This is a genomic window from Actinomadura opuntiae (assembly GCF_030283205.1).
Taxonomy (GTDB): Bacteria; Actinomycetota; Actinomycetes; order Streptosporangiales; family Streptosporangiaceae; genus Spirillospora.
The window spans coordinates 86,847-111,494 of sequence record NZ_JASNWF010000022.1 but is presented as its reverse complement, the minus strand read 5'-3'; the positions used below and the strand labels follow the sequence as shown (position 1 = coordinate 111,494).

At 72.7% G+C, this 24,648-nt stretch carries 23 protein-coding genes; 8 read left to right on the top strand and 15 right to left on the bottom strand.

Annotated elements, in window-relative coordinates; genetic code table 11:
* Positions 1 to 37: 37 nt before the first annotated feature.
* Positions 38 to 739, top strand: a complete 702-nt coding sequence (locus QP089_RS38150; protein WP_285918692.1) for a dihydrofolate reductase family protein — start codon at positions 38 to 40, stop codon at positions 737 to 739.
* Here the strand turns inward: QP089_RS38150 and QP089_RS38145 are convergent.
* Complete coding sequence (locus QP089_RS38145; protein WP_285918690.1) at positions 721 to 1,443, bottom strand: pyrimidine reductase family protein; 723 nt, start codon at positions 1,441 to 1,443, stop codon at positions 721 to 723. The genes QP089_RS38150 and QP089_RS38145 overlap by 19 nt on opposite strands.
* Before the next feature lie 157 nt (positions 1,444 to 1,600).
* Between QP089_RS38145 and QP089_RS38140 the strand changes: the two genes are divergently transcribed.
* A complete protein-coding gene (locus tag QP089_RS38140) occupies positions 1,601 to 2,002 on the top strand; it encodes a hypothetical protein (protein ID WP_285918688.1) in 402 nt (133 codons plus the stop codon).
* 58 nt (positions 2,003 to 2,060) lie between these two features.
* On the opposite strand, the gene glgX is transcribed toward QP089_RS38140, so the two are convergent.
* The 4 genes from glgX to QP089_RS38120 all read right to left on the bottom strand — a co-directional run bounded on the left by glgX (position 2,061) and on the right by QP089_RS38120 (position 7,286).
* Complete coding sequence (glgX, locus tag QP089_RS38135) at positions 2,061 to 4,154, bottom strand: glycogen debranching protein GlgX (protein WP_285918687.1); 2,094 nt, start codon at positions 4,152 to 4,154, stop codon at positions 2,061 to 2,063.
* 107 nt (positions 4,155 to 4,261) lie between these two features.
* Positions 4,262 to 4,792, bottom strand: coding sequence for a GNAT family N-acetyltransferase (locus QP089_RS38130; RefSeq protein ID WP_285918685.1), 531 nt, complete (start codon positions 4,790 to 4,792; stop codon positions 4,262 to 4,264).
* A 107-nt stretch (positions 4,793 to 4,899) separates the two neighbouring features.
* Positions 4,900 to 5,463 carry a DUF4262 domain-containing protein gene (locus QP089_RS38125; protein WP_285918683.1) on the bottom strand — a complete coding sequence of 188 codons (564 nt, stop codon included), beginning with the start codon at positions 5,461 to 5,463 and terminating at the stop codon, positions 4,900 to 4,902.
* Positions 5,464 to 5,537: 74 nt separating this feature from the next.
* A complete protein-coding gene (locus QP089_RS38120; RefSeq protein ID WP_285918681.1) occupies positions 5,538 to 7,286 on the bottom strand; it encodes a CocE/NonD family hydrolase in 1,749 nt (582 codons plus the stop codon).
* Positions 7,287 to 7,638: 352 nt separating this feature from the next.
* On the opposite strand from QP089_RS38120, the gene QP089_RS38115 reads away from it, so the two are divergent.
* Positions 7,639 to 7,962 (top strand): histone-like nucleoid-structuring protein Lsr2, encoded by a 324-nt coding sequence (locus QP089_RS38115; protein WP_285918679.1) that lies wholly within the window; start codon positions 7,639 to 7,641, stop codon positions 7,960 to 7,962.
* Positions 7,963 to 8,305: 343 nt separating this feature from the next.
* Here the strand turns inward: QP089_RS38115 and QP089_RS38110 are convergent, their stop codons facing one another.
* Positions 8,306 to 8,764, bottom strand: a complete 459-nt coding sequence (locus QP089_RS38110) for a CBS domain-containing protein (protein WP_285918677.1) — start codon at positions 8,762 to 8,764, stop codon at positions 8,306 to 8,308.
* Between the two features lie 181 nt (positions 8,765 to 8,945).
* Here QP089_RS38110 and QP089_RS38105 point away from each other — a divergent pair, with 181 nt between their 5' ends.
* From QP089_RS38105 to QP089_RS38090, 4 genes are all read left to right on the top strand, one after another.
* The gene (locus QP089_RS38105; protein ID WP_285918676.1) at positions 8,946 to 10,226 is read left to right on the top strand and encodes an ArsB/NhaD family transporter; all 1,281 of its coding nucleotides are present in this window, start codon (positions 8,946 to 8,948) and stop codon (positions 10,224 to 10,226) included.
* 104 nt (positions 10,227 to 10,330) lie between these two features.
* Complete coding sequence (locus QP089_RS38100; protein ID WP_285918674.1) at positions 10,331 to 10,963, top strand: RNA polymerase sigma factor; 633 nt, start codon at positions 10,331 to 10,333, stop codon at positions 10,961 to 10,963.
* Complete coding sequence (locus QP089_RS38095) at positions 10,956 to 11,894, top strand: CU044_5270 family protein (RefSeq protein ID WP_285918672.1); 939 nt, start codon at positions 10,956 to 10,958, stop codon at positions 11,892 to 11,894. Before QP089_RS38100 ends, QP089_RS38095 begins: the two co-directional genes overlap by 8 nt.
* Positions 11,895 to 12,037: 143 nt before the next feature.
* Positions 12,038 to 12,925: an LURP-one-related/scramblase family protein gene (locus QP089_RS38090; protein ID WP_285918670.1), complete on the top strand. Its 888-nt coding sequence runs from the start codon at positions 12,038 to 12,040 to the stop codon at positions 12,923 to 12,925.
* Here QP089_RS38090 and QP089_RS38085 read toward each other — a convergent pair.
* Complete coding sequence (locus QP089_RS38085; protein ID WP_285918668.1) at positions 12,922 to 14,121, bottom strand: MFS transporter; 1,200 nt, start codon at positions 14,119 to 14,121, stop codon at positions 12,922 to 12,924. The two genes, QP089_RS38090 and QP089_RS38085, sit on opposite strands and share 4 nt — an antisense overlap.
* A gap of 73 nt (positions 14,122 to 14,194) precedes the next feature.
* Between QP089_RS38085 and QP089_RS38080 the strand changes: the two genes are divergently transcribed.
* Positions 14,195 to 14,953 carry a DeoR/GlpR family DNA-binding transcription regulator gene (locus QP089_RS38080; protein ID WP_285918666.1) on the top strand — a complete coding sequence of 253 codons (759 nt, stop codon included), beginning with the start codon at positions 14,195 to 14,197 and terminating at the stop codon, positions 14,951 to 14,953.
* Between the two features lie 42 nt (positions 14,954 to 14,995).
* Here the strand turns inward: QP089_RS38080 and QP089_RS38075 are convergent, their stop codons facing one another.
* From QP089_RS38075 to QP089_RS38040, 8 genes are all read right to left on the bottom strand, one after another.
* Entirely contained in the window at positions 14,996 to 16,579 is a 1,584-nt protein-coding gene (locus QP089_RS38075) for a right-handed parallel beta-helix repeat-containing protein (protein WP_285918665.1), read from the bottom strand.
* 220 nt (positions 16,580 to 16,799) lie between these two features.
* Positions 16,800 to 17,855, bottom strand: a complete 1,056-nt coding sequence (locus QP089_RS38070) for a dienelactone hydrolase family protein (RefSeq protein WP_285918664.1) — start codon at positions 17,853 to 17,855, stop codon at positions 16,800 to 16,802.
* Positions 17,855 to 19,162: a Gfo/Idh/MocA family protein gene (locus tag QP089_RS38065; protein ID WP_285918662.1), complete on the bottom strand. Its 1,308-nt coding sequence runs from the start codon at positions 19,160 to 19,162 to the stop codon at positions 17,855 to 17,857. The genes QP089_RS38070 and QP089_RS38065 overlap by 1 nt, the downstream gene beginning before the upstream one ends.
* Before the next feature lie 98 nt (positions 19,163 to 19,260).
* Complete coding sequence (locus QP089_RS38060; RefSeq protein WP_285918661.1) at positions 19,261 to 20,526, bottom strand: ABC transporter substrate-binding protein; 1,266 nt, start codon at positions 20,524 to 20,526, stop codon at positions 19,261 to 19,263.
* A 43-nt stretch (positions 20,527 to 20,569) separates the two neighbouring features.
* Positions 20,570 to 21,430 carry a carbohydrate ABC transporter permease gene (locus tag QP089_RS38055; protein WP_285918659.1) on the bottom strand — a complete coding sequence of 287 codons (861 nt, stop codon included), beginning with the start codon at positions 21,428 to 21,430 and terminating at the stop codon, positions 20,570 to 20,572.
* Complete coding sequence (locus QP089_RS38050; protein WP_285918657.1) at positions 21,414 to 22,406, bottom strand: carbohydrate ABC transporter permease; 993 nt, start codon at positions 22,404 to 22,406, stop codon at positions 21,414 to 21,416. The genes QP089_RS38055 and QP089_RS38050 overlap by 17 nt, the downstream gene beginning before the upstream one ends.
* A 185-nt stretch (positions 22,407 to 22,591) precedes the next feature.
* Positions 22,592 to 23,572, bottom strand: a complete 981-nt coding sequence (locus QP089_RS38045; protein WP_285918655.1) for an aldose epimerase family protein — start codon at positions 23,570 to 23,572, stop codon at positions 22,592 to 22,594.
* Positions 23,569 to 24,531, bottom strand: a complete 963-nt coding sequence (locus QP089_RS38040) for a LacI family DNA-binding transcriptional regulator (RefSeq protein WP_285918653.1) — start codon at positions 24,529 to 24,531, stop codon at positions 23,569 to 23,571. Before QP089_RS38040 ends, QP089_RS38045 begins: the two co-directional genes overlap by 4 nt.
* Positions 24,532 to 24,648 lie beyond the last annotated feature (117 nt).

The window sequence follows — 24,648 nt, the reverse complement described above, 5'->3', positions numbered from 1 at the left end:
CAGAACGGAGCATCGGGGGCTCGATAACCTGCAGGTCATGCGCCGACTCCTGCCCGGACCCGCCGTCGAGGACGTCGACCCGTACGAGGCGTACGGCGACGCGCCCGGCCTGCGGATCGGCATGGTCATGAGCGCCGACGGGTCGGTCACCGACGCCGAGGGCTGGACCGACGGCCTCGGCGGCGCCGCCGACTTCCGGGTGTTCCGGACGCTCCGGGCGCTCGCCGACGCGATCCTCGTCGGCGCAGCGACCGCCCGCACCGGACGGCTCGGCCCCGCCCGCCTGCGGGCGGACCTGCGCGCGCGCCGGGGCGCCCCGCCCGCGCCGATCGTCGTGGTGAGCCGCTCCCTGGACCTCGACTGGACGCTGCCGCTGTTCACCGAGGCCGAGACCCCGACCATCGTGGTGACGTCGCGGCGCGCGCGGGACCGGGTCCCGCCAGGGATCCCGGTGGTGGCGGCGGGCGAGGACGACGTCGACCTTCCCGAGGCGGTCCGCGTCCTGCGCGAGGACCACGGCCACGAGCGCCTGCTGTGCGAGGGCGGGCCTGCTCTGGCGACCGCGCTGATCCGGGCGTCGCTGGTGGACGAGCTGTGCCTCAACATCGCGCCCGCCCTGCTGGGCAGCCCGCGCCACACGCGCATGCTCGGCGCGCTCGACGCCGAGGTGCCCGTCGAGCCCGCCTCCGTCTACCTGGACGAGGGGGTCCTTTTCATCCGCTACCGGCTGCGCACGTAACGCAGGAACAGGAAGTCGTCCTCCTCCAGCGCGTGACCGAGGCGGAACCCCGGCGGCACCGGCAGGGCAGGCCCGTTCAGGATCCGCGCCGGGTGTCCGGCGAGCAGCATCGGGCTCAGCGTCAGGCACAGCTCGTCCAGCAGCCCGGCCGCCGTGATCTGCGCCAGCACCCCGGGGCCGCCCTCGCACAGCAGCCGCCGCAAGCCGCGCGCCTCCAGCTCCCGGACGGCGGCGGCGAAGTCCAGCGAGTCGTCGCCCGCGATGACGACGTCGGCGCGCTCCTTGGCCGCCCGCAACCGCGCCGGATCGGCGGACGCGGTGGCCAGCACGATCGTCGGGACGGCGGCCTCGGTGAACAGCGGCGCGTCGAAGTCCAGGTCGAGGGTGCGGGACACGACCGCCAGCGGCGGCACCGGCGGCCGCCCCTCCCGCACGCCGCCCCAGCTGTCGCGCGGCCTGACCGGCCCGTAGCCCTCGGCCCGCACCGTCTGGGCGCCGACGATCACCACGTCGGCCAGGCCGCGCAGCAGCAGGAACAGCTCCTGGTCGGCCGGGTTGCCGAGCCCGCCGCTGCGCTCGTCGCGCTGCGCCGCCCCGTCCAGGCTGGCGACCATGTTGGCGCGCAGCCACGTCCCGCCGCCCGGCGGATAGGCGTAGTACTCGGCGAGGTCGACCGGGTCCGGGGAAGGCGTCAGAGTCCGCATAGAAGTCACAAGTTACTGCACCGCAGGCAAGGCCGATCTGACCCTTCCGCTCACGCAGCGTACGGCAATATGCACGAATCCGTCATGGCGCGGCGGCCGGCACGGGACACTTGGTCCCGGGGACGGACCGAGAGAACGGCACCGAAAGGAGCGGGGGGTGGAGTTCGCCGCACTTGCCGCGTGGGTCCTCGCCGCCGCGGCCGGCGGCTACCTGCTGATCAAATGGCTGACGAGCGGGGGACGGGGCACGAAGGTGACCCGGTTCCCGGTCCTGGTGGTCATCGGCCATCCGCTGGCCGCCGTGCTGGGGCTCTGCGTCTGGATCGGCTACCTGGTGACCTCCAGCGCCGCCTACGCCTGGGTCGCGTTCGCCGCGCTGCTCGTCGTCATCCTGCAGGGGTTCATGCTGCTGACGCGCTGGCTCGTCGGGGGCGGCGGCCGGCACGCGCGCGGCCGCGACCAGACGTTCCCGGCCACCGCCGTGGCCTTCCACGGCGTGGTCGCGGTCACGACGTTCGTCCTGGTCTTCCTCACCGCCATGGAGGTGAGTCGAACCTGACGGAGCAACCGAGCCTGAGAGAGGGACCGCACCTGGCAGAGCAGCCGGGCGCGGCGGGCTAGCCGCGGCGCAGCACCGTCAGCGAGCGGGCGAGCACGGTGATCTCGTCGCGGGCCTTGACGCGGGCGCGCTCGCCCGCGGCGGCCGGGTCGGCGGTGTCCAGGACGAACTCCCAGCGGTCGCCGTACTCGGCGCCCGGGAGGGTGAACCCGACCGCCTCGGACCCGGCGTTGATCAGCAGCAGGAACGAGTCGTCGCTGACGGTCCGGCCGCGCGGGTCGGGCTCGCTGATCGCGTCGCCGTTGAGGAACACGCCGAGGGACTTGGCGAAGCCGACGTTCCAGTCCTGGTCGGTCATGCTCTCGCCGGCCGGGGTGAGCCAGGCGATGTCGGCGGCGGCGGCGCCGGTGCCGATTCCGGTGAAGAAGCGGCGGCGCCGGAACACCGGGTGGTCGTGCCGCAGCCGCGACAGGATCCGGATGAACTCCATGTCGCCCGGGTCGTCCCAGTTCACCCAGGCGAGCTCGTTGTCCTGGCAGTAGACGTTGTTGTTGCCGCGCTGGGTGCGGCCCAGCTCGTCGCCGTGCAGCAGCATCGGGACGCCCTGCGACAGGAACAGCGTGGCGAGGAAGTTGCGGCGCTGGCGGGCCCGCAGCTCCAGCACGCCGGGGTCGCGGGTGGGGCCCTCCTGGCCGCAGTTCCAGGACCGGTTGTCGTCGGTGCCGTCGCGGCCGTCCTCGCCGTTGGCCTCGTTGTGCTTGTGGTCGTAGGAGACCAGGTCGGTGAGCGTGAACCCGTCGTGGCAGGTCACGAAGTTGATGGACGCGAACGGGCGCCGCGAGCTGTGCTCGTACAGGTCCGACGAGCCGGTCAGCCGGGACGCGAACTCCGGCATCGTCGCGTACGAGCCGCGCCAGAAGTCGCGGACGGTGTCGCGGTACTTGCCGTTCCACTCGGTCCACAGCGGCGGGAAGTTGCCGACCTGGTAGCCGCCCTCGCCGACGTCCCACGGCTCGGCGATCAGCTTGACCTGCGAGACGACCGGGTCCTGCTGGACGAGGTCGAAGAACGCGGCGAGCCGGTCGACGTCGTGCAACTCGCGGGCCAGCGCGGAGGCGAGGTCGAAGCGGAACCCGTCGACGTGCATCTCCAGGATCCAGTAGCGCAGCGAGTCCATGATCAGCTGCAGCGCGTGCGGATTGCGGACGTTCAGGGAGTTGCCGCAGCCGGTGTAGTCGAGGTGGTAGCGCTTGTCGTCGTCGCGGAGCCGGTAGTAGGACGCGTTGTCGATGCCGCGGAACGACAGCGTCGGCCCGAGGTGGTCGCCCTCCGCGGTGTGGTTGTAGACCACGTCCAGGATGACCTCGATGCCCGCCTCGTGCAGGGCGCGGACCATCGCCTTGAACTCCAGCACCTGCTCGCCGGCCTGCCCGGAGGAGCTGTAGGCGTTGTGCGGGGCGAAGAACCCGATCGTGTTGTAGCCCCAGTAGTTGTCGAGGCCGCGCGCCACCAGGGCGTGCTCGGGGATCGACTGGTGCACCGGCATCAGCTCGACGGCGGTCACCCCGAGGTCGACCAGATGGTCGATCATCACCGGGTGGCCGAGGCCCGCGTAGGTGCCGCGCTGCTCCTCCGGGATGCCCGGATGCAGCTTCGTCAGCCCCTTGACGTGCGCCTCGTAGATCACGCTCTCGTGGTACGGGACGCGCGGCGGCCGGTCGTCGCCCCAGTCGAAGAACGGGTTGATGACGACGTTCTTCGGCATGTACGGGGCGCTGTCGTCCTCGTTCGGCGCGTCCGGGTCGGCGAACCGGTAGGAGAACAGCGACTCGTGCCAGCGGACGCCGCCCTCCACCGCCTTGCCGTACGGGTCCAGCAGCAGCTTCGCCGGGTTGCAGCGGTGCCCCTCGCGCGGGTCGAACGGGCCGTGCACCCGGTAGCCGTAGCGCTGCCCGGGCCCGACGCCGGGCAGGTACCCGTGCCAGACGAACCCGTCCACCTCGGGCAGCTCGCGGCGCGTCTCGGTCCCGTCGGCGTCGAACAGGCACAGCTCGACCCGCCGGGCCACCTCCGAGAACAGCGCGAAGTTCGTGCCGGTGCCGTCCCAGGTGGCCCCCAGCGGATACGGATCCCCGGGCCAGACCTCCCGCATGTGCTCCCTCTCGTCGACCGACCGATGCCGCCTGCCCCGCAGCGCGTTCCCCGTCGATTCTGGCTTACTCCCGCTCCTCCCGCCCGGCACGGCCCGATATCCGAGTGTCACGGCGCCGGGTCCGCGCGTGGCGGGCGCCAGATCGTCTCGCCGTCGGCGGCCTCGGCGGTGGGGCGCATCCCGAGGCGGGACGCGACGGCCGCCGACGCCCGGTTGTCCGGATGGATCGCCGCGGTGATCCCCGCGATGCCGTGCCCGGTGAGCCAGCCGACCAGCGCGCGGGCGGCCTCGGTCGCGAAGCCGAACCCCTGGTACGGCATGCCGATCACCCAGGCGACCGACGCCTGCGGGCCGTCCGCCGAGGGGGTGACCGTCGCCTGGACGTAGCCGACGGCCTGCCCGTCGCGGGCGCGGCGGACGATCCAGTTGAGCCAGTACTCCTGGTGGAACGGCGCGGGCCCGGCGACCAGGTGCTCGTAGCGAGCGCGCAGCTCCTCGAGGGTGAGCGGCTCGCCGCCGATGTAGGTGTGCAGGCGCGGGTCGTCCAGGACCGGGGCCATCTCCTCGGCGTGGTGGACCGCCAGCGGCTCCAGGACGAGGCGCTGGGTCCGGATGGTCTCGGCGATCGGCCCGTACACCCGCCGATCGTATGCCCTGCCGGCCGGATCGCGCCCGTTCGGACGTGCTCGCTCGGCCGCGCGGGATCGGTTCGTGCGGGATCGGCCCGTGCTGCGGTCGGGGCGGTTCAGGCGCGGCCGGCCGTGTGGCGCCGCGTCCAGGCGCCGGCGGGATGCTGCGACGGGGCGAGCCACAGCCACGGCTGGGAGTGCCGGAACGGCAGGTCGGTGCCGGGCTGCCAGGGGAACAGGCCGTCGGCGTTGGGCCAGACGACCTGCAGGAACGGCAGCGGCGGGCGGCGGTAGAAGGCGACGGCGCCGCGGAGCAGCCCCTCGTACCAGCGCGGGTCGACGGAGCGGAACGCGGCGGTCTGGCCGCGGACGGCGCCGTCGCGGCGCTCGCCGTCGGAGGGCGGCCGGCCGCCCGCGGCGTCCCGGCCGAGGGCGTTGAGCACCTCCTCGGTCTCGTACACGTCGCCGCCGAACAGCGCCAGCTCGGGCGCGCGGTGGCTGTGCCACAGGCCGATGGTGTACGCCCAGCCGGGGCCGTCGGCGTCGGGCTGGACCAGCACGACGCTCCAGCCGTACTGGGTGATGTGGACGATGGTGCGGAGCTGGAAGTTGTCCAGACGGTCGCGGTCGCCGTAGTCGCGACAGATCACGCACGTGCATGAGGGGCGATCGTCGGACATGCCGCCAGCTTACGATCATTTCGTCCGCCGGTCCGCCCGGTGCGGAGACGAACCGGCGACGGTCCCCGGTACGCCTACCGCAGGGTCGGCAGGGTGAGCGCGCCGGGGTCGGCGGGGCCGGTGCGGACGGTGACCGGCAGCACGGTCCGGTTGCCCAGGTAGGACAGGTCGCTGGAGGCGACGGCGACGCGCAGCCGGTGCCCCTTGGCGAACCGGTGCACGATCGAGGGCAGCTGCACGGCCAGCGGCCGGCGCACGTCGGCGACCCGCACCGGCGAGACGAGCCGGTGGACGAGCGACACCGAGCCGTCCGGCGCGACGTCGTAGAGCTTGGCGAACAGGATGAGGCGGCCGTTGACGCCCGAGCGCTGCGACCGCACGGCGGCGGGGGAGTCCAGCCGGACCTTCAGGGTGGGGGAGCCGACCACGTCGGTGTCGGCGGCGAGCGGGGCGCCCGTCCAGGCGACGTAGGTTCCCGGAGCGTCGGCGGGCGGGACGTCGTCCAGGCCGAGCGCGCCCTGCACGGCGGACACCTCGGAGAACGACGTCGGGATCCACGGCAGGTTGCCGTAGCTCGCGCTGCCCGCGACGACCGACGCGCGGTCGGTGACCAGCTTGTCCTTGCCGGACAGGTAGAGCGTCCGGGGGCTGGCGGCCGCGGTGCCGTAGGCGGGCGCGGCGTTGCCCTGGTACGCCACCCACGGGCGGAAGTAGGCGAACGCCGGGCCGGTGCCGGTGGAGGTGCCCTTGAGGTAGTGGTCGAACCAGGCGGCGACGCGCTGCGCGGTGTAGCCGCCGGAGACGTCGGCGAGGTCGCCGTCGCCGGGGACCTGCCCGCCGCTGTGCCCGGACGACTGCCAGATCATCTTCACCGGGGTGTGCTGCGCGGCGAGCTGCCGGTAGGTGGCGGTGCCCTCCTGCAGGTCGAAGAGGCTGTCGGTCTCGCCCTGCACGATCAGCGTCGGCACCTTGATCTTCGGCATGTAGGACGCGACGGACGCGGCCTTCATGTACGCCATGCTCGCCTGCTGCGGCACGCCGAAGGCCAGGCTCTCGCCGACGGCCTGGCACAGGATCGTCGGGAAGTTCGGGCAGCCGACCAGCCGGCCGGGGTCGACCTGTCCGTTGGTGAGGCCGGCGGAGACGCCCTCGCCGAAGAACCCGAGCGCCCACACCAGCTTGGTGACGCCCGGGTCGGTGCTGAGCCTGCCGTCCACGAGCTGGTTGTTGGGCGCGAGCGAGTACCGCAGGTCGCGCCAGGTGATCATCGGGACGATCGTGTCGATGCGGCGGTCGACGCCGGCGGCGGCGAACTGGATCTGGCCGCCGTAGGAGCCGCCGACCATGCCGACGCGCGGGTCCCCGGTGGCGTCGAGCTTCACGGCGTTCAGCCGCGTCCCGTCCTTGGCGGCTTTCTTCCCGGCCAGGAAATCGACCAGTTGGCTCGCCGCGGCGCCGTCCCAATCGGGATGGTCGAGGGTGATGCGGCAGCCGCTGCCGCCGAATCCGAGGCCGGAATAGGACAGCACGGCGTAGCCGCGCTGCGCGTAGGTCTTGGCGAACCCGGCCTGGTCGTCCTTGGAGCCGCCGAAGCCGTTGGTCGTCAGGACGGCCGGTACCCGGTTCGCGGCGGACGCGGCGGACGGCAGGTACAGGTCGCCGACGACGTCGCAGTGCTGGTCGTGCTTCGGGCCGACCGCGACGTCGAAGTGCAGCGTCTTGACGGTGTAGGCGTCGGCCGCGTGGGCCGGCAGGGCGCTGACGCCGCCGGCCGCCAGCAGCGCGGCGAGCGAGGTGGACAGGACGGCGCGACGGCGCGGCATGGGGCGGCTCCGGGACCGGGGGGAAACAGGGGGCTGATCTTTACTACCGTCTGGTAAGAGGGCTGTCCAGATGCGAACGTGAAGTTTCTTCGGACGCGAGGCCGCGGCGGCCCCCGGCCCGCGCGGCGCCGGGCGCCGGGCGGTCGCCGCCGGTGCCCGGCGCGGCCGCGCGGGTCAGGAGCGCTTGGCGCCGCGCTGACCCCGGCATCGGATTCCCGGCCGCCGCGATGCCCCCGCATGACGAAATCCTCACCTGTTGGGGAAATACATTAATCGGGGTTCCGCCAATACCGCGGCCGCCGAGCATCTACTATTCTTCGAACTGACCAATAAAACGGAACGGAGACGGCTCATGGCACAGAAGGTCCAGGTCTCACTGGTCGATGACCTCGACGGCGGCGCGGCGGTGGAAACGGTGTCGTTCGCGCTCGACGGCAGGGCGTACGAGATCGACCTGAACAAGAAGAACGCGGCCAAGCTCCGCAAGGCCGTCGCGCCCTTCCAGGAGAAGGCGCGCAAGGCGCGCCCGGCCGGCCGCAAGGCCGCGACGCGGACGGCGAGCAACCGCGAGCGCAGCGCGGAGATCCGGGAGTGGGCCAGGTCGGCGGGCATCCCGGTCAACGACCGCGGCCGCATCCCGGCGAACGTCGTCCAGCAGTACGAGGCCGCTCACTGAGCACCGTTCCCGGCCGCCGCGCACGCGGCCGCGGACGAGGCGATCCGCCTTTCCCGAGTGCCGCCGCCGACCCTATTTCCAGGGGCCGGGCACGGCGAAGGAACCGCATGCGAGAGCAGATCTGGAACGCCGCGCCGCCGGGTCCCGCAATGGGCTGACGCCGGGCAGCGGCGCGGTCGCGCGAAAGCGCCGGTGCGCCGGGACCCGCACCGCGGAAGGGGAGGCATTGACCGTGGGGGAGTTCGCACCGCCGCACCGGCTGATCGCCGCCTTCGCGGTGCTGCCGCTCTTCGGTTCCACGAGGCTTCCGGACGCCGCCGGATAGCGCCGCGCGGGCCCGCGGTCAGCCGGGCAGGACGCGGGTGAGCAGGTCGGCGACGGTGACGGCGCCGATCATGGGGGCGTCGGTGCTGCGCGGGTCGCCGGAGACCGCGACGACGGGGCTGCGGGCGCCCGCCATGACGCTGGCGATCTCCATGACGGTCGCCTCGGCGTCCACGACCGGCGGCGGCGTGCGCTTGGCGGGCAGCAGGTCGGCGACGCGCTTGCCGGCGAGCCGCTCGCAGAGCCGGTCGGCGTGCCCCTCGTCGAAGGCGCGGGCGAGCGCGGGGTCGTCGCGCACGTACTGCGGGATGAGCGCGCCGAGCAGCTGGGAGCCGGGCAGCACCGCCGTCGGGCGCCGCCGCTCGTCCACCACGATCAGCCCGAGCAGCCGGTGCTCGGCCAGCAGGCGGGCGGCGTCCAGCGCACTGGTGTCCGCGGTGACGGTGGGGTAGTCGACGGCGAGTTCTCCGGCGCGCACACCACGACCGTAGCAGGCCCCCGGCCAGGGATCCCGTCGCCCGTCACGGCCGGTCAGGCGGGCGGTCACCGCCCTCCTGCGTGGAAAACGCTCCGGAATCCCGTTAGGGTCGGTGAACGGTGAGCCGGGAAGTCTGGTCGGCGTCGTGCCGCCGACCCCGAAAAGACTTCCAGGAGCCGCCTTGGCCACCGCAGCCGCAGTCACGATCTTCGTCGTCGCGTACGTCCTGATCGCGTCGGAGAAGGTCCCGCGGACGGCGGTCGCGCTCGGCGGCGCGGCGCTGATGCTGCTGCTCCACATCACCGACGCCGGCGCGGCGTTCTTCTCCGAGCGGACCGGCGTCGACTGGAACGTCGTCTTCCTGCTGCTCGGCATGATGGTGATCGTCTCGGTGCTGCGGCAGACCGGGGTGTTCGAATACGTGGCGATCTGGGCGGCCAAACGGGCGCGCGGGAAGCCGTACCGGCTGATGGTGATGCTGGTGCTCATCACCGCGGGCGCGTCGGCGCTGCTGGACAACGTCACCACCGTGCTGCTGGTCGCGCCGGTCACCTTCCTGGTGTGCGAGCGGCTCGGCCTGGACGTCGTCCCGTACCTGATCGCCGAGGTGATGGCGTCCAACATCGGCGGCGCCGCGACGCTGGTCGGCGACCCGCCCAACATCATCATCGCCAGCCGCGGCGGGCTGACCTTCAACGAGTTCCTGGTCAGCCTGGCGCCGCTGGTCGTCGTGCTGGTCGGCGTGTTCTGCCTGCTGTGCCGGTGGCTGTTCCGGTCCGCGTTCGTCTACGACCCGGATCGCGCGGCCGAGGTGATGGCGCTGCGGGAGAAGGAGGCCATCACCGATCGGCGGCTGCTGTACCAGGGGCTGGCCGTCCTCGCCGCGGTGATCGCGGCGTTCGTACTGCATCCCGTCCTGGACTACGAGCCGTCGGTCGTCGCGCTGCTGGGCGCGGGGCTGCTGGTCGCCGCGACGAAGGTCACCACCGAGCAGGCGCTGGCCGAGGTGGAGTGGCCGACGCTGGTGTTCTTCGCGGGGCTGTTCGTCATGGTCGGCGGGCTGGTCGAGACCGGCGTCATCGCGGACGTGTCGCGGGCCGCCGCCGACGTCACCGGCGGGGACCTCGGCGCCGCCTCGATGCTGCTGCTGTGGGCGTCGGGCGTGCTGTCGGCGATCGTGGACAACATTCCCTACGTCGCGACGATGAGCCCGATCGTCTCCGACCTCGTCCAGGCGCATCCGGGCACCGAGGGGCACGTGCTGTGGTGGGCGCTGGCCCTCGGCTCCGACCTCGGCGGCAACGCCACCGCGATCGGCGCCAGCGCCAACGTCGTCGTGCTCGGCATCGCCGCGCGCAACGGCACCCCGATCAGCTTCTGGAGGTTCACCCGCTACGGGTTGATCGTCACCGCCGTCACCGTCACCCTGTGCGTGCCCTACCTGTGGCTGCGCTACCTGTGACCGGCCGCGCGGCGGCGTCCGAGCACCGGACCGGCCGGGAGGGACCCGCGGGCGCCCGGCCGGGCAACAACGGGTGATCAGACCTCGACCCGAGAGGCCCGCCCATGCCCCCGACAAGCCGGTCGTCACCGGCCCGGCCCGCGACCGCGCCCGCCGACGAGCCCGCGGCCGAGCCCACCGACGCGGCGCTCATCGCCGCGTCCCGCACCGACCCGGAGCGGTTCGCCGCGCTGTTCCGCCGGCACGCACCGGCGATCATGCGGTACAGCGCGCGGCGCCTCGGCCCGGACCCGGCCGAGGACGTCGTCGCCGAGACCTTCCTGATCGCCTTCCGCCGCCGCGCGTCCTATGACCCGGCGCGCCCGGACGCGCGGCCGTGGCTGTACGGGATCGCCACCAACCTGATCCGCCGGCACCGCCGCGCCGAGGTGCGGGCGCTGCGGGCGCTGGCGCGCGGCGGCCAGGACCCGGTCACCGAGCCGTTCACCGACGCCGTCGAGGACCGGGTGCACGCGGGCGCCCGGTCCCGGGCGCTCGCCGGCGCGATCGCCGCGCTGCCCGCCGCGCAGCGGGAGGTCCTGCTGCTGGTGACGTGGGCCGGGCTGACCTACGACGAGATCGCCGAGGCGCTCGGCGTCCCGTCCGGGACGGTCCGGTCCCGGATGAACCGGATCCGCCGCAAGCTGCGCGGCGCGCTCGGCGACGCCGACCCGTACCGGGAGGACCACGATGGATGAGCTGCGGCTCGTGGAGCGGCTGCGCGCCGAAGTCCCCGAGGACAGCGACGTGACCGGCGCCGAGCGGCGGTGGCGCGACCGGGCGCTCGCCGGCCCGCCGCGGCGCCGCGCCCGGCGGCCGCTGCTGCTCACCGGGGTGGCCGCCGCCGCGTGCGGCGCGGTCGCGGTGACGGCCGTGGCGGTGGCCCGCCGGCCGGCGGAGCCGCCCGCGCCGCCGGCCAACGTGGCCGCCGTGCTCGACCGGGCCGCCGACCGCGCCGCCGCCGAACCCGTCCCGCGCCCCGACCAGTTCGTCTACCAGGACACGGTCGAGCTGCGCCGGGTGATGGACGGCGGGCGCTGGTACCGGGACCGCAACCAGTCCTGGGTCTCGGTGAACGGCGCGAAGCCCGGCCTCATCCGGCTGAAGAACTCGATCCGGCCCCGGCCGGGCGAGCACCTCCCGCCGGACGGCGAGGACGTCGTCGCCCCGTGCGGGCAGGTGCCGCCGATCGACCGGCCCTACCTCGGCGACCTCCCCGCCGACCCCGACGCGCTGCTCCGCCTGCTGGCCCGGGTCGGCGACGGCGGGCGGGCCGAGCGGCAGTGGGAGGCGGCGACCGACCTGATCGACCGGCCCGCGCCCCCGGGCGTGCGCGCGGCGCTGTTCCGCGCCATGGCCCGGATCCCCGGCGTGCGGCTGGCGAGCGACTCCGTGGACGCGGCCGGGCGGCACGGCGTCGCGGTCGCCCGCACCGAGGACGGCGTCCGCGAGGAGATCATCTTCGACACCGCGACCCACCGGTACCTCGGGACCCGGGACGTCGTGACGCGCTCCAGCCGGCAGCTCGGAGAGCGGGGCTCGCTCCTGTTCGCCAGTGCCCTCGTCCGGACGGCGATCGTCGATGAGACTCCCGAGCCCGCGCCGGGGGCCGGGACCTCCAACTGCTGACCGGATGCGGCCCGCGCCCGTCCGCCCCGTCCCAGGGCGGGTGGGCGCGGGCCGGTTCGTCCGGTAAAGGGCGGAACGGCGGGGAACGGCGGCGCTATCGTGTCGCCTGACCCTCGCGCTGACCGCCTCGTACAGGAGCCTCCATGGGCTACCCCCCGCCTCCCGCCCGGCCCGGTCCCGGCGGCCCGTACCACCCCGGCTACGGCCCGGGAGGCTACGGCGCTCCGGCGCCCGCCGGTCCGCCCGCTCCGCCGTACGCGCCGCCGCAGCCGCAGCCCGCCTACCCGCCGAACGGGTACGCGCCCGCCGGATATCCCCAGCAGACCGGATATCCCCAGCAGACCGGATATCCGCAGCAGGCCGGGTACCCCGCGCCGCAGCAGGGCGGATATCCGCAGCAGCAGGCGCCCGCGCAGTACGGCGGGGCGCCCGCGGACCTGTACGGCTCGCCGATCCTCGTCTACGACCAGCCGGCGCAGTTCTTCTCGACCGAGGCCAACTACACCATCTGGAGCCCGCAGGGGCAGCCGGCGGCGCACGTCCGCGAGCAGGGCGTGAGCGGGGCGAGGAAGGCGCTGCGCGTCGTCAACCAATCGAGCCAGAGCAAGGCCGAGCGCAAGCTGACGATCTTCCGCCCGGACGGCATGCCGTACTTCCACTTCTACAAGCCGTACGGCTTCATGGGCACGCCGAGGATGCAGGTGCTGACGGCCCAGGGCGGCCTCATCGGGCATCTGCGCAAGCGGGCGATGCGCGGTTGGGAGATCCTCACCGCGCAGGAGCAGCAGCTCGGCTACTACGAGCTGCTCAGCGGGCGCGTCACCGACTGGCAGCAGCAGGAGGTCGCCCGGATCCAGCGCGGCTTCGAGGGGATGGGCGAGCTGCTGTCGCAGATGTTCACCGGCGCGGACCGGTACGTGCTCCGGATGCACGCGCCGTTGCAGGAGCCGATGCGCACGCTGGTCCTGGCCTGCCCGCTCGCGTTCGACACGGCCGTCTCCCAGAACCGCAGCCTCGGGGGCTGGCTCTAGCAGCCGCTGCCCGCCGCGTCCGCGACGCACTCGGGCGCGGTGGCGGGCGCGCTCGGCGGCGGGCGCAGGACGCCGGCCGCCGCGGCGGCGACCGCGCAGCACGCCACGGGCAGGAAGAACGTGAGGTTGAGCGGCATCAGGCCGGTCAGCGGCCCGATGACGGCCGGACCGGCGAGCATGCCGAGGTAGCCGATGCCCGCGACGCGGGAGACGTTGACGCCTGCGGCGTCCGGGTCGGTGTGCCCGGCGGCGCTGAACAGCTGCGGCACGCACCCCGACAGTCCCGCCCCGAGCACCGCCCATCCGGCCAGCGCCAGGGGGATCCAGGGGGACAGGGCGGCGGCGGTGAGGCCGAGCGCGGCGGCCGACGCCCCGTAGCGCAGGACGGCGACCGGGCCCAGCCGGGCGGCCGCCCGGTCGGCGAGCAGCCGGCCGATCGTCATGGTGGTGGCGAAGGCGCCGTAGGCGAGCGCGGCGGTGGCGGCGGAGGCGTCCAGGACGCGGCGCAGGTGCAGCGCGCTCCAGTCGTTGGCCACGCCTTCGCACAGCATGATCATCAGGGCCAGTGCGGCCAGCGCCCAGATCCGCCAGGGGGCGCGCCGCCGGACGCGCGGGGCGTCCGTCCGCGCGGCGCGCTCGGGCCGCAGGAGCGCGGGCGCCGCCGCGAGGGCGACGGCCAGGCCGAGGACGGCCACGGCGGACAGCGTGACCGCCGGGCGCAGGCCCAGCCCGAGCGTGCAGGCGCCCACCAGCGACGCGAGGACGCCGCCGATGGAGTACGTCGCGTGGAACGCCGACATGACGGGCCGCTCGTATCCGCGTTCGACCTGCACCGCGTGGGCGTTCATGCCGACGTTCAGGCCGCCGCCGTTGCAGGCGCCGAGCACCAGCAGTGCCGCCCCGAGCGTCCAGGCGTCGGAGGCCAGGCCCGGCCCGACGACCGCGACACTGCTGAGCGCCGCGCCGACCGGGACGACCCTGCGCGCGCCGAAGCGGTCGGTGAGCGGCCCGATGAGCTGCATGCCCGCGAACGACCCCGCCCCGAGCAGCAGCAGGAGCCGGCCGAGCACGGCGTGGCCGATGCCCGCCTGGTGCTCGATGACCGGGATGTGGACGACCCACATGCCGAGCACGAACCCGGACAGGCCGAAGTAGACGAAGGTGGCGAGCCGGCCCGCCCGCAGCGTTCGATCCATAACACGAACATAACGAACATCTCGCCAGATCCAAACCTTGCTTTTCGAACATCGATGGTGTTCGATCGCGGGTATGGCGGACGCGGAACGGCTGAGACGGATCACCGAGGCGGTGCGCGACGCCGGCAGCATGGGCGTCGCGGAGCTCGCCGGGCTCACCGGCGCCTCGGAGATGACCATCCGCCGCGACCTCGACCACCTCGCCGCCCAGGGGGTGCTCGAACGCTACCGGGGCGGGGCCAGGAGCCTGCTGCTGCGCGGCGAGGAGCCGCCCTTCGCGGTGCGCGTCCAGGAGGACGTGGAGGCCAAGCGCCGCATCGCGGCCGAGGCCGCCGCGCTCATCGCCGACGGCGAGTCCGTCGTCCTGGACAGCGGCACCACCTGCCTGGCGGTCGCCCGGGAGCTGGAGTCGCGGCGGCTGACCGTCGCGCCGCTGTCCCTGCACGCGATCAACGCGCTGTCCGCCGCCCCGCGGCTGACGCTGCTGGTGCCCGGCGGCCGGCCGCGCCCGGGCGAGCTCGCGCTCACCGGCCCGCTGGCCGAGGCGTCGCTGGCCGCCCTGCGCTTCGACACCGCGATCATCGGCTGCTGCGGGCTGACCGCGGACGACGGGCTGACCGCCCACGACCTGGAGGACGCCGCCGTCAAGCGGGCCGCGATCGCCTCGGCCCGCCGCGTCATCGCCGTCACCGAGGCCGCCAAGCTCTCCCGCACCGCGCTCGCGTTCGTCGGGCCCGTCTCCGATCTGGACGCCGTCGTCACCGACGACGACGCCCCCGCCGAGCAGGTCGCCCGGCTGGAGGCGGCGGGCGTGGCGGTGCGCACGGTCTGACGCCCCCGCCCGCCGGACGGGCGAGGGCGCCGGACGCGAGGGCTACGGCGTCACCACCTTCCCGCCGAAGGTCACGACGAGGCGGCCGTCCGAGGCGAAGGACCAGCCGAGGGCCCCGGTGTAGGAGGAGCAGCGCGACCCGTTGGAGCCGGACCAGAACTGGTTCGAGCCGTCCGCGTCGCCGACCACCTTGTCGTTGGACCCGCCGCCGGCGAACCGGCACGAGGTGTTGTTCCGGAACACCGAGGTGCCGGTGTCGAAGGAGAAGTTGCGCTCGGCGTTGTCGATGCTCGCGTTGTCCGAGATCGTCATCGTGCCCGGGTTGCTGTTGTAGGTGAATCCGTGGTGCCCGTTGCCGTAGGCGATGCTGCGCCGGACGACGTGGTTCACCGCGATCTTGTCGCCGCCGAGCTTGTAGCCGTTGCGGTCGCCGTTGCCGTTCTGCGTCCCGTCGGTGAGGGTGCCGTTCCCGTAGGAAAGGGAATCCTCGATGGTGACCGGCCCGATCGCGCCGGTGTCGGTCTTGGTGTAGAGGTCCCAGCCGTCGTCGATGTTGTTGTGGGAGACGTCGTAGCGGAAGACGTTCCCGGTGCCGACCGTGAGTTTCGCGGCGAAGCCGTCGGCGTCCTCGCCGTCGGAATCGGAATTGTCATGCGATTCCGCGCTGACGACGAGATTGCCGGACGGCCATTGGTCGCGGGGCGTGCTGGAGGACGCCCGGGAGATCTGCAGGCCCGTGTCGCGGTTGAAGCGCGTCACCGTGCGCTCGATCACGTTGTTGCTGCCGCCGACGAAGATGCCGTTGTCGCCGGCGTGTTCCACGACCAGGCCGGAGACCTGCCAGTAGGAGCCGTTCACCTGGAGGCCGCGGTTGGCGGGGTCCTCGCTCTGGGCCGAGAAGTTCAGCACCGGCGTCTCGCCCGGGTAGGCGGACAGCCGCGTCCGGGCGCCGGAGGTGCCGTCCTCGCCCTCCGGAATGGTGATCGTCTGCGAGTAGCGGTACGTCCCGCCGCGCATGTAGATGGTGCCGCCGGGTGCGACGCGGCCGATCGCCGAGGCGAGCGTCGTCGGGTCGGACTGCGTTCCGGCGGCGCCGTCGGAGCCGCCCGGCGCGACGTAGAGCGCGTCGCCGCCGGTCGGCGGCGGGGTGTCGCCGCCCAGCTCGACGTCGACGTAGTCGAGGTTGGCGAGGCCGTCGGCGCCGGTCGGCGTGAAGCGGACGGTGTTGGCGCCCGACTTCACCGGCACGGTGATCGTCTTGGTCGCCCAGGTGTCCCACGAGCCGGTGCTCTCGAACGACACCGCCGGGGCCGCCGAGCCGTTCACCGCGACGTCCGCCGGCCGCGCGGCCGACGTCCCGTTGGCGAAGCGGATGTGCAGGGTCGCCGTGCCCGCGGACGGGGCGTTCACGGTGAACTGGGCGTAGGCGCCGGCCTTGTTCGCGCCGTTGCAGAACCCGCCGCCGGAGTAGCCCGCGTGGTCGGAGTCGATGGTCCCGCTGCACACGGCCGGGGAGCTCTCGGCCTCGTAGCGGGTGGTGGTGGCGGCCTGCGCCGCGTTGGCGGACAGTGCCACCAGCGCGCCGGCGAGCAGGCCGCCGCACGCGATGACGGGGGTGGTTCGCATTGTTCCCTCCAGTTCGCCTGGTCCTTCTCCTGGCTTTTTCCGACCGTGATCAGGGGAGCGGAAACGCGCGATGGCCATCGGCGATGAAAGCGCTTTCTAACACCGTAGGCTCCGGCCGTCGACCCGTCAACGGATTGCAATTGTTTCATGAATTGCCCGAGACGGGGACGAGGACCACGAGGAACGTTCCAATATTGGTCCGGAGGAAAAGCGAAGAGCTTTATCGGCTTTGCCGGTGGATTTCGGAGAGCCAGGCGAACGCCGCCTCCTGCATGGGGCGGTCGAAGAGATGGGGGGCGTCGAAGAAGGCGCCGGCATAGCGGCCGGGCGCGTCCCGGTAGGCCGCGGTCAACAGGCGGTGGGCGCGGCGCATTCCTTCGGCGGGGAAGAGCGGGTCCGCCTCGGCGTACAGGACCATCAGCGGGGCCGGGGCGCGGGCGGCGAGCACGCCGGGCCAGTCGGCCAGCCGGGTCAGGCCCGGCGGGAACAGCATCCAGGAGTGCGCGGCGACGTGCTCCTCACGCAGATCGCGGAACGAGGTGACCGCCGCCGCCGCGACGACGGCGCCGATCGCCGGGTCGAGCGCGCCGAGGAGGGCGGCGCGCACCCCGCCGCCCGACAGACCGATCGCGCCGACCGAGGCGATATCGGGACGGGAGCGCAGATACGCCGCGGCGACGAGGTCCTCGGAGGCGAGCACGCCCGCGAACGAGGTGCCAAGCACCGTGCACGCCTTCGCCAGCACGTGCTCGTGCTCGCGGGCGGCGCGGTCGTAACGGTCGGCCTCGCTCTCGTCCGCGCCGGGCTCCAGCGGCAGCGGGACGCGGCGGCCGCCCCAGGCGAAGACGTCGTGGGCCAGCACGGCGAACCCCCGCCGCGCCAGCTCGTTGGCGTAGGCGCGGCCGCCGTAGATCCGCGCGCGCAGCCGGACGACCTCGGCGGCGGGCGGCTCCGGCCCGTCGGCGATCTTGTCCTTGCCCGCCCACTTCATGCCCGCGTGGCAGTGCATCGCGACGACGCCCGGCAGCGGGCCCGCGGCACCGCGCGGGCGCAGCAGGAAGGCGCGGGTGCGGGGGCCGAAGCCGACCGTCCAGGACAGCTCCTCGCCCTCCAGGCCCGCGCCGGTCCAGCGGCGCTCGACCCGGACGTCGCGGGCGCTCAACTCGAGGACGCCGAGCGCGTCGCGCAGCCGTTCCGGCAGGTCAGGGCCCGGCGGCGGGAACAGGCCGCGGTCGCGCGCGGCGATCTCCGCCAGGCCCGGGAACCCGCCGAGCATCAGCCCGCGTCCCCGTCCACCCACCGGGTGCCGCCGGCGGTGAGGGCGACGGGCGCGCCGGTCGCCGCGGACCGGTCGGCCGACACGCCGATCATCACGCTCGCCACGCCCGCGCGGTATCCCGCCTGGCGCGCCAGCGGGTCGTCCGACGGGCCCCGGAACACGTCGTTGAGCAGCAGCGCGTCGCCGCCGCCGTGCGCGCCCGCGCCCCGCCCGATCTCGATCTCCTCGGGCTCGTGCCAGTGCCGGTGCAGGACGAGCCGCTCGGACGCGCCCGCCGCGTGCTCCTTGCCCGACGCGGTCGGGTCGATCGCGGCGTGCGGCGGCGTCCACGCCCGCTCGACGACGTCCAGCTCCAGCCGTCCGGCGGTGCCGTTGAACACGGCCCGGTACCCCTCGGCGGGCGCGTGGGCGTTGAGCGAGTAGGTGAGCAGCGCGCCGCCCTCGTACCGGACGAGCACGGACATGTTGTCGTCGATGGTGATGCCCTCGCCGAACACGTCCTGGTCGCGGATGTAGCCGTCCTCGTGTTCGGCGTCCAGGTACAGGCGCTTCAGCCGGGGGTCGGCGGACAGGTCCAGCAGGAACGGGTCGGTGCCGAGCCCCGGCGCGTTGCGGGCCCGGGCGGGGCGGCCGGTGAGCCCGCGTGCGCGCGCGTTGCCGGCGCCGTAGAAGCGCAGCGAGGTCTGCGCGTAGACGGACGCGGCGGCGTCGGCGAGCCACCAGTTCACCAGGTCGAAGTGGTGCGTGGCCTTGTGCACCAGCAGGCCGCCCGAGTTCGCCTTGTCGCGGTGCCAGCGGCGGAAGTAGTCGGCGCCGTGGATGGTGTCGAGCGCCCAGTCGAAGTGCACCGAGGTGACCTCGCCGATCGCGCCGCCGGCGAGCAGCCGCCGGACGGCGCTGTTGCGCGGCGAGTAGCGGTAGTTGAACGTGACGACGAGCCGCCCGGTGCTCCGCTCGGCCGCCTCGATGATCGCCGCGCAGTCCGCGGCGGTGGTGCACAGCGGCTTCTCGACGACGACGTCCTTGCCCGCGTCGAGCGCCGCGACGACGTAGCGGGCGTGGGCGGCGTCGACGGTGGCGACGACGACGGCGTCGGCGAGTTCGAGCATCTTGCCGAACTCCTCCGGTGCGAAGCACGGCACCCTGTCCCGGCTCCGGCGTCCGATGCGGTCCAGGTAGTAGGCCAGGCGCGTCCGGTTGGGGTCGCAGAGCGCGGCGATCGCGCCGGTGTCGCTCCAGTCGCCGAGCAGCGCGTCGACGTACATCTGCGCCCGGTGGCCGAGCCCGACGAAGGCGTATCGCATGGTGCGGGAACTCCAGTGCTGGAAGGTGGCGCCGTGCGGCCCGGCCGTCCGCGGGCGCGGGCCGCACGGCTCGTCATCGTGTCACCGGCGACCGGGGGTCACTGGCCGAGGGCGCCGTTGGCCTCCTTGATGAAGGTCTTGGCCGCGTCGTCCGGCTTCGCCTTGCCGAACAGCACCGAGTCGGTGGCGCGCTTGAGGATGTCCTCCATCTCCATCGCGCCCTTCGGCGGGATCACGATCGGGCTCAGCTCGCCCTTGATCGAGTCCATGAACGCCGCCACCTTCTGGTCGGCGGGGGACAGCTTGCCCTTGATCGCCGCGAGGACCTTGGCGTTGGTGGGCAGGCCGCGGTCGCTCAGCAGGATCGCGCCGGCGTCGGGGTCGTTGACCAGGAAGTCGACGAACTTCGCCGCCGCCGCGGAGTGCTTGGTCCGCGACGAGATCGTGTAGTACATGGCCGGCTGCAGGAACATCCCGGACGCGCTCGCGCCCGGCGCCTTCGGCATCCGCAGCATCTCGAGGTCCTGGCCGGAGCCCTTGGACAGCGCGTCGAGCTGGTTGCTCCACCAGCTGCCGTACACGCTCTTGTTGGTGGCGAGCAGCGCCTGGTCGGGCTTGGTGCCGGTCTCCAGCATCTTGGCGGCGCCGGGGCCCGCCTTCGTGGCGATGATCTTCTGTATCAGCGCCCACCAGTCCTTGACGGTCTGCTCGGACAGCCCGAGCTTGCCGTCGGCGTAGAACGGCTCACCGCGCTGCGCCGCGAAGACCTGGAGGAACGCCGGGTTCTCGTTGTACTCGGTGCCCCAGACCTGCCCGCCGCTCTTCTGCGTCATCTTCTGGGACGCCGCGATGTAGTCGTCCCACGTCCACGTCTTGTCGTCGGGCATCTTCTGGCCCTCCTTCTCCAGGAGGTCCTTGTTGACGATCATCGGCCACGTGTTGACGCCGGTGGGGACGGCGTACTGCTTGCCGTCCAGCTGCCCGGCCTTGAGCACGTTCTGGTCGAGGTCGGCGGTGTTGACCTTGCCCTTGACGTCGGAGAGGACGCCGCGTCCCGCGTACTCCGCCAGACCCCGGATCTCGATCGACATCACGTCCGGGGCGTCGCCCGCGGCGGCCTTGGTGGCGAGCTTCTCGTAGTAGCTGTCGAAGTCGGAGAAGTCGCCCTCGACGTCGATCGTGGGGTTCTTCTGCTCGAACTTCGCGATGGCCGACTCGGTCAGCTTCTGCCGCGAGTCGCTGCCCCAGTAGGAGAAGACGAGCTTCGTCTTCCCCCCGGACCCGCCGCCGTCGCCGCCGCCTCCGCAGGCGGTGGCCGACACCGCGACCAGGGCGAGGGCGGTGGCCGCCAGGATGCGTTTCATGGGTGGTACCTCCGGACAGGGGGTGGGGGAGGGGGCGGGGGGACTATTTGAAACCGGTGGTCGCCATGCCGCGGACGAGGTACTTCTGGCCGGCCAGGAAGAAGCCGAAGATCGGCCCCAGCGAGACGATCGACATCGCGAACATCGGCCCCCAGGAGGAGTCGCCGCTGGAGTCCAGGAACTGGCGCAGCGCGACCGGGGCCGTGAGCTTGTCGGAGTTGGTCAGGTAGAGGTTCTGGGTGAAGAAGTCGTTCCACGTCCAGATGAAGGTGAAGATCGCCGTGGTGGCCAGCGCGGGCACGCACAGCGGCAGCACCACCTGCAGGAACGTGCGCAGGTGGCCCGCGCCGTCGATCGCGGCCGCCTCGTCCAGCTCCCGGGGCAGGGTGCGGATGAACTGCACCATCAGGAAGATGAAGAACGCGTCGGTGGCCAGGAACTTCGGCACCACGATCGGCCAGATGGTGTTGATCCAGCCGATCTTGCTGAACATGATGTACTGCGGCACGACGGTCACGTGGTGCGGCAGCATGATCGACAGCAGCATGACCGCGAACCACAGCTTCTTCAGCGGGAACTCCAGCCGGGCGAACGCGTAGGCCGCCAGCGAGCAGGCGACCAGGTTGCCGACCACCGCCAGCACGGTGATGACCGCCGAGTTCCACAGGTAGTAGCCGAAGGAGTGGGTCAGCGCGTCCCAGCCGCCGGTGTAGTTCGCGCCGGTCACGTGCGAGGGGACGAGCCCGGGCTCCCGGAAGATCAGCTCCTCGGGCTTGACCGAGCTGGCGACCATCCACAGCAGCGGGTAGAGCATGAACAGCCCGAACACGATCAGCAGCACGTGCCGGGTCAGTCGCGAGGCGGGCCGGAACAGCACCGGCGCGCGCTTACTTTTCGTCGCCATAGAAGACCCAGAATCGAGACATGAGGAAGTTGACGGCGGTCAGGGCCCCGATGATGAGCAGGAGCACCCACGCCATCGCGGCGGCGTAGCCCATCTCGTAGTTCTTGAAGCCCTTGATGTAGAGGTAGAGCGTGTAGAACAGGGTCGAGTCGACCGGCCCGCCGTTGCCGCCGCTGACGATGAACGACTGCGTGAACGACTGGAACGACTTGATCAGCTCCAGCACCGCGTTGAAGAAGATGATCGGGGTGAGCAGCGGCAGCGTGATCGAGCGGAACTGCCGCCAGCGGCCGGCGCCGTCCACCCGGGCCGCCTCGTACAGCGACCGCGGGATCTGCCGCAGCCCGGCCAGGAAGATGACCATCGGCGCGCCGAACGTCCAGACGTGCAGGATGATCAGCGTCCACAGCGCGGTGTCGGGGCTGGTGACCCAGCCCTCGCCGTGGTAGCCGAACCAGCCGAGGAACGTGTTGACGATCCCGTCGGTCCCGAAGATCTTCTTCCACAGGATCGAGATCGCGACGCTGCCGCCGAGCAGCGAGGGCAGGTAGAAGACCGACCGGTAGACCGGCAGCCCGCGCAGCCCCTTGTCCAGCGCCATCGCCAGCCCGAGGGCGAACGCGAGCTGGAGCGGGACCGACACGACGACGTAGATCGTCGTGACCTTGAGGGAGTGGATGAACCGGTCGTCGGCCGTGAACATCTTGTGGTAGTTGTCCAGGCCGATCCAGTGCGGCGGGGTCAGCATGCTGTAGTCGTTGAACGACAGGTACAGCGTGGCGATCATCGGGCCGAGCGTGATGGCGAACAGCCCGACGAACCAGGGCGCCAGGAACAGGTAGCCGGCCCACGCCTGCGAGCGTGCGCGCGAGCTCTTGCGGCGGCGGGGGCGGCGCGCGCCCGTCCGCGCGGGGGGCGCGGCCGGGGGATCGGCCGTCCCCGCCGCCGTGCCGGCCTCGGCGGGCCTCAGCGTCATCACTGGCCCTTCGTTGAGCGGGTGGGTGAGATAGCGCTTTCTTATAGCCATCTCGGAGATGACGTCAACCCTTTGCAGTGAGCTTCCTCACGATCGACGTCGAACCGCAATCGAATAAGACGAGGTCAGCGGCCTTTTGGGCGCAAAGCATCGGCACCATAACGGTCCGGCCTGCAGGCGCGTTACTACAAACGGTTGCAGTCGCGGGCATGGCTGAAGCGGTAGGTGGTGGCCGAGCGGTGCTCCTCGCCGGGCCGCAGCACCGCGGACGGGAACGCCGGCCGGTTCGGGGCGTCGGGGAAGCGCTGGGTCTCCAGGCACAGGCCCGCGAACGGCCCGAACGGGGTGGCGACGCCGTCCAGCATGTGCCCGGTGTAGAACTGCACGCCCGGCTCGGTGGTGGTGACCTCCATCGACCGCCCGCTCGCCGGATCGGTCACCGTCACCCGGCCCCGGAGCACGAAGCAGTGGTCGTAGCGGCCGTCGCGCCGCGCGTCCACCCGGGTGGGGGCGGTGAAGTCGAACGGCGTCCCGGCCACCGGCGCGAGCTCGCCGGTGGGGATCTTGCCCTCGTCGACCGGCAGGTAGCGGTCGGCCTCCAGCATCACCACGTGGCGGCGCACGTCGCCCGAGCCCGCCAGGTTGAAGTAGGAGTGGTTGGTCAGGTTGAGCACCGTCGGGGCGTCGGCCGCGGCCCGGTACTCCAGCCGCAGCGCGTCGCCGTCCAGGACGTACCGGACGCGGGCCCGCAGCTCGCCCGGGTAGCCCTCCTCGCCGTCCGGGCTCACCAGGCTCAGCTCCACCTCCTCGGGGCCGGCCGACTCGACCCGCCACACCCGCTTGTCGAAGCCGCGGACGCCGCCGTGCAGGCTGTGCTCGCCGTCGTTGCGCGCGAGCCGGTACTCCGTGCCGTCGAGGGTGAACCGGCCGCGGGCGATGCGGTTGCCGTACCGGCCGACGACGGCGCCGAAGTACCGGCTGCGGTGCAGGTAGTCCTGGAGCGTGGGGAGGCCGAGCACCACGTCGGTGCCGTCCGCCACCCGCAGCCGCTGGAGCGTCGCGCCGTAGGTCAGGACGGCGGCGCGCAACCGCCCGTTGTCGAGCACGTGCCGGTGGACCTTCTCGCCCTCGGGCGTGACGCCGAAGGCGACGTCGGGAAGCGTCATGGCAATCCTTTCGGGGGTGCGGTGGACTCGCGGACCACCAGGTGGGTCTCCAGGACGGTGGCGGCGCTCATCGACCTGACGAGCAGGTCGACGGCCATGCGCCCGGCGTCGGCCGTGGGCATGGCGACCGTGGTGAGCTTGGGCCGGTGCAGGCGGCCGGTGATGCTGTCGTCGATGCCGATCACGCTGACGTCGCCGGGCACCCGGACGCCCAGCTCCTCCAGGCCCTCGATCAGCCCGATCGCGACGAGGTCGTTGTAGGCCAGCACGCCGGTCACGCCCGCCGCCGCGACCTGCTCGGCGACGGCGACGCCGCCCTTCTCGGTGGGCGCGTTCGGGCCGATGACGGTCGTCTCCAGGCCGGGCATGCCGGTGACGGCCCGGCGGATCTCCCCGCTGGTCCACGAGCCGGCCGGGCCCGACACCAGGGCGACGCGCCGGTGGCCGAGCCCGGCGAGGTGGTCCATCGCGGTGCGGGCGCCGTGCGCGACGTCCATCACGACGGTCGGCACCCCGCGCAGCCGCCGGTTGACCAGGACGAACGGGATCGTCTCGGCGAGCCCGCCGAGCGCCTTGTTCGACAGCCGGGGGCTGCACAGCACGATGCCGTCGACCTGCTTGGAGAACGCCTGCACGAGGTCCTGCTCCTCGGCGGGGTCCTCGTCGGTGTCGGCGACGAACAGGTGGTAGTCCTGGCCGCGGGCGGCGGCCTGCGCCGCCTTGATCAGCGGCGGGAAGAACGGGTTCGCCAGGTCGGCCACGATGAGCCCGAGGTTGCCGGTGCGGCCCGTCGTGAGCGAGCGGGCGGCCCGGTTCGGCCGGTAGCCGAGCTCCTCGGCCGCCGCGAGCACCCGGGTCCGGGTCTCGGCGTTCACCATCTGCGGCGCGGAGAACGTCCGCGACACCGTCGACACGTGCACGCCGCAGGCATGGGCGACGTCCCGGATAGTCACTGCCATGTCACCCACCTTAACGCAACCGTTTGCACGGTGCAGGTGATCACACAAGCCGTTTTCCCTGGTGGAGCGCCGGTCTCTTGACGGGCGACCGGCGCTGGCGGGATTGTTACTGCAACT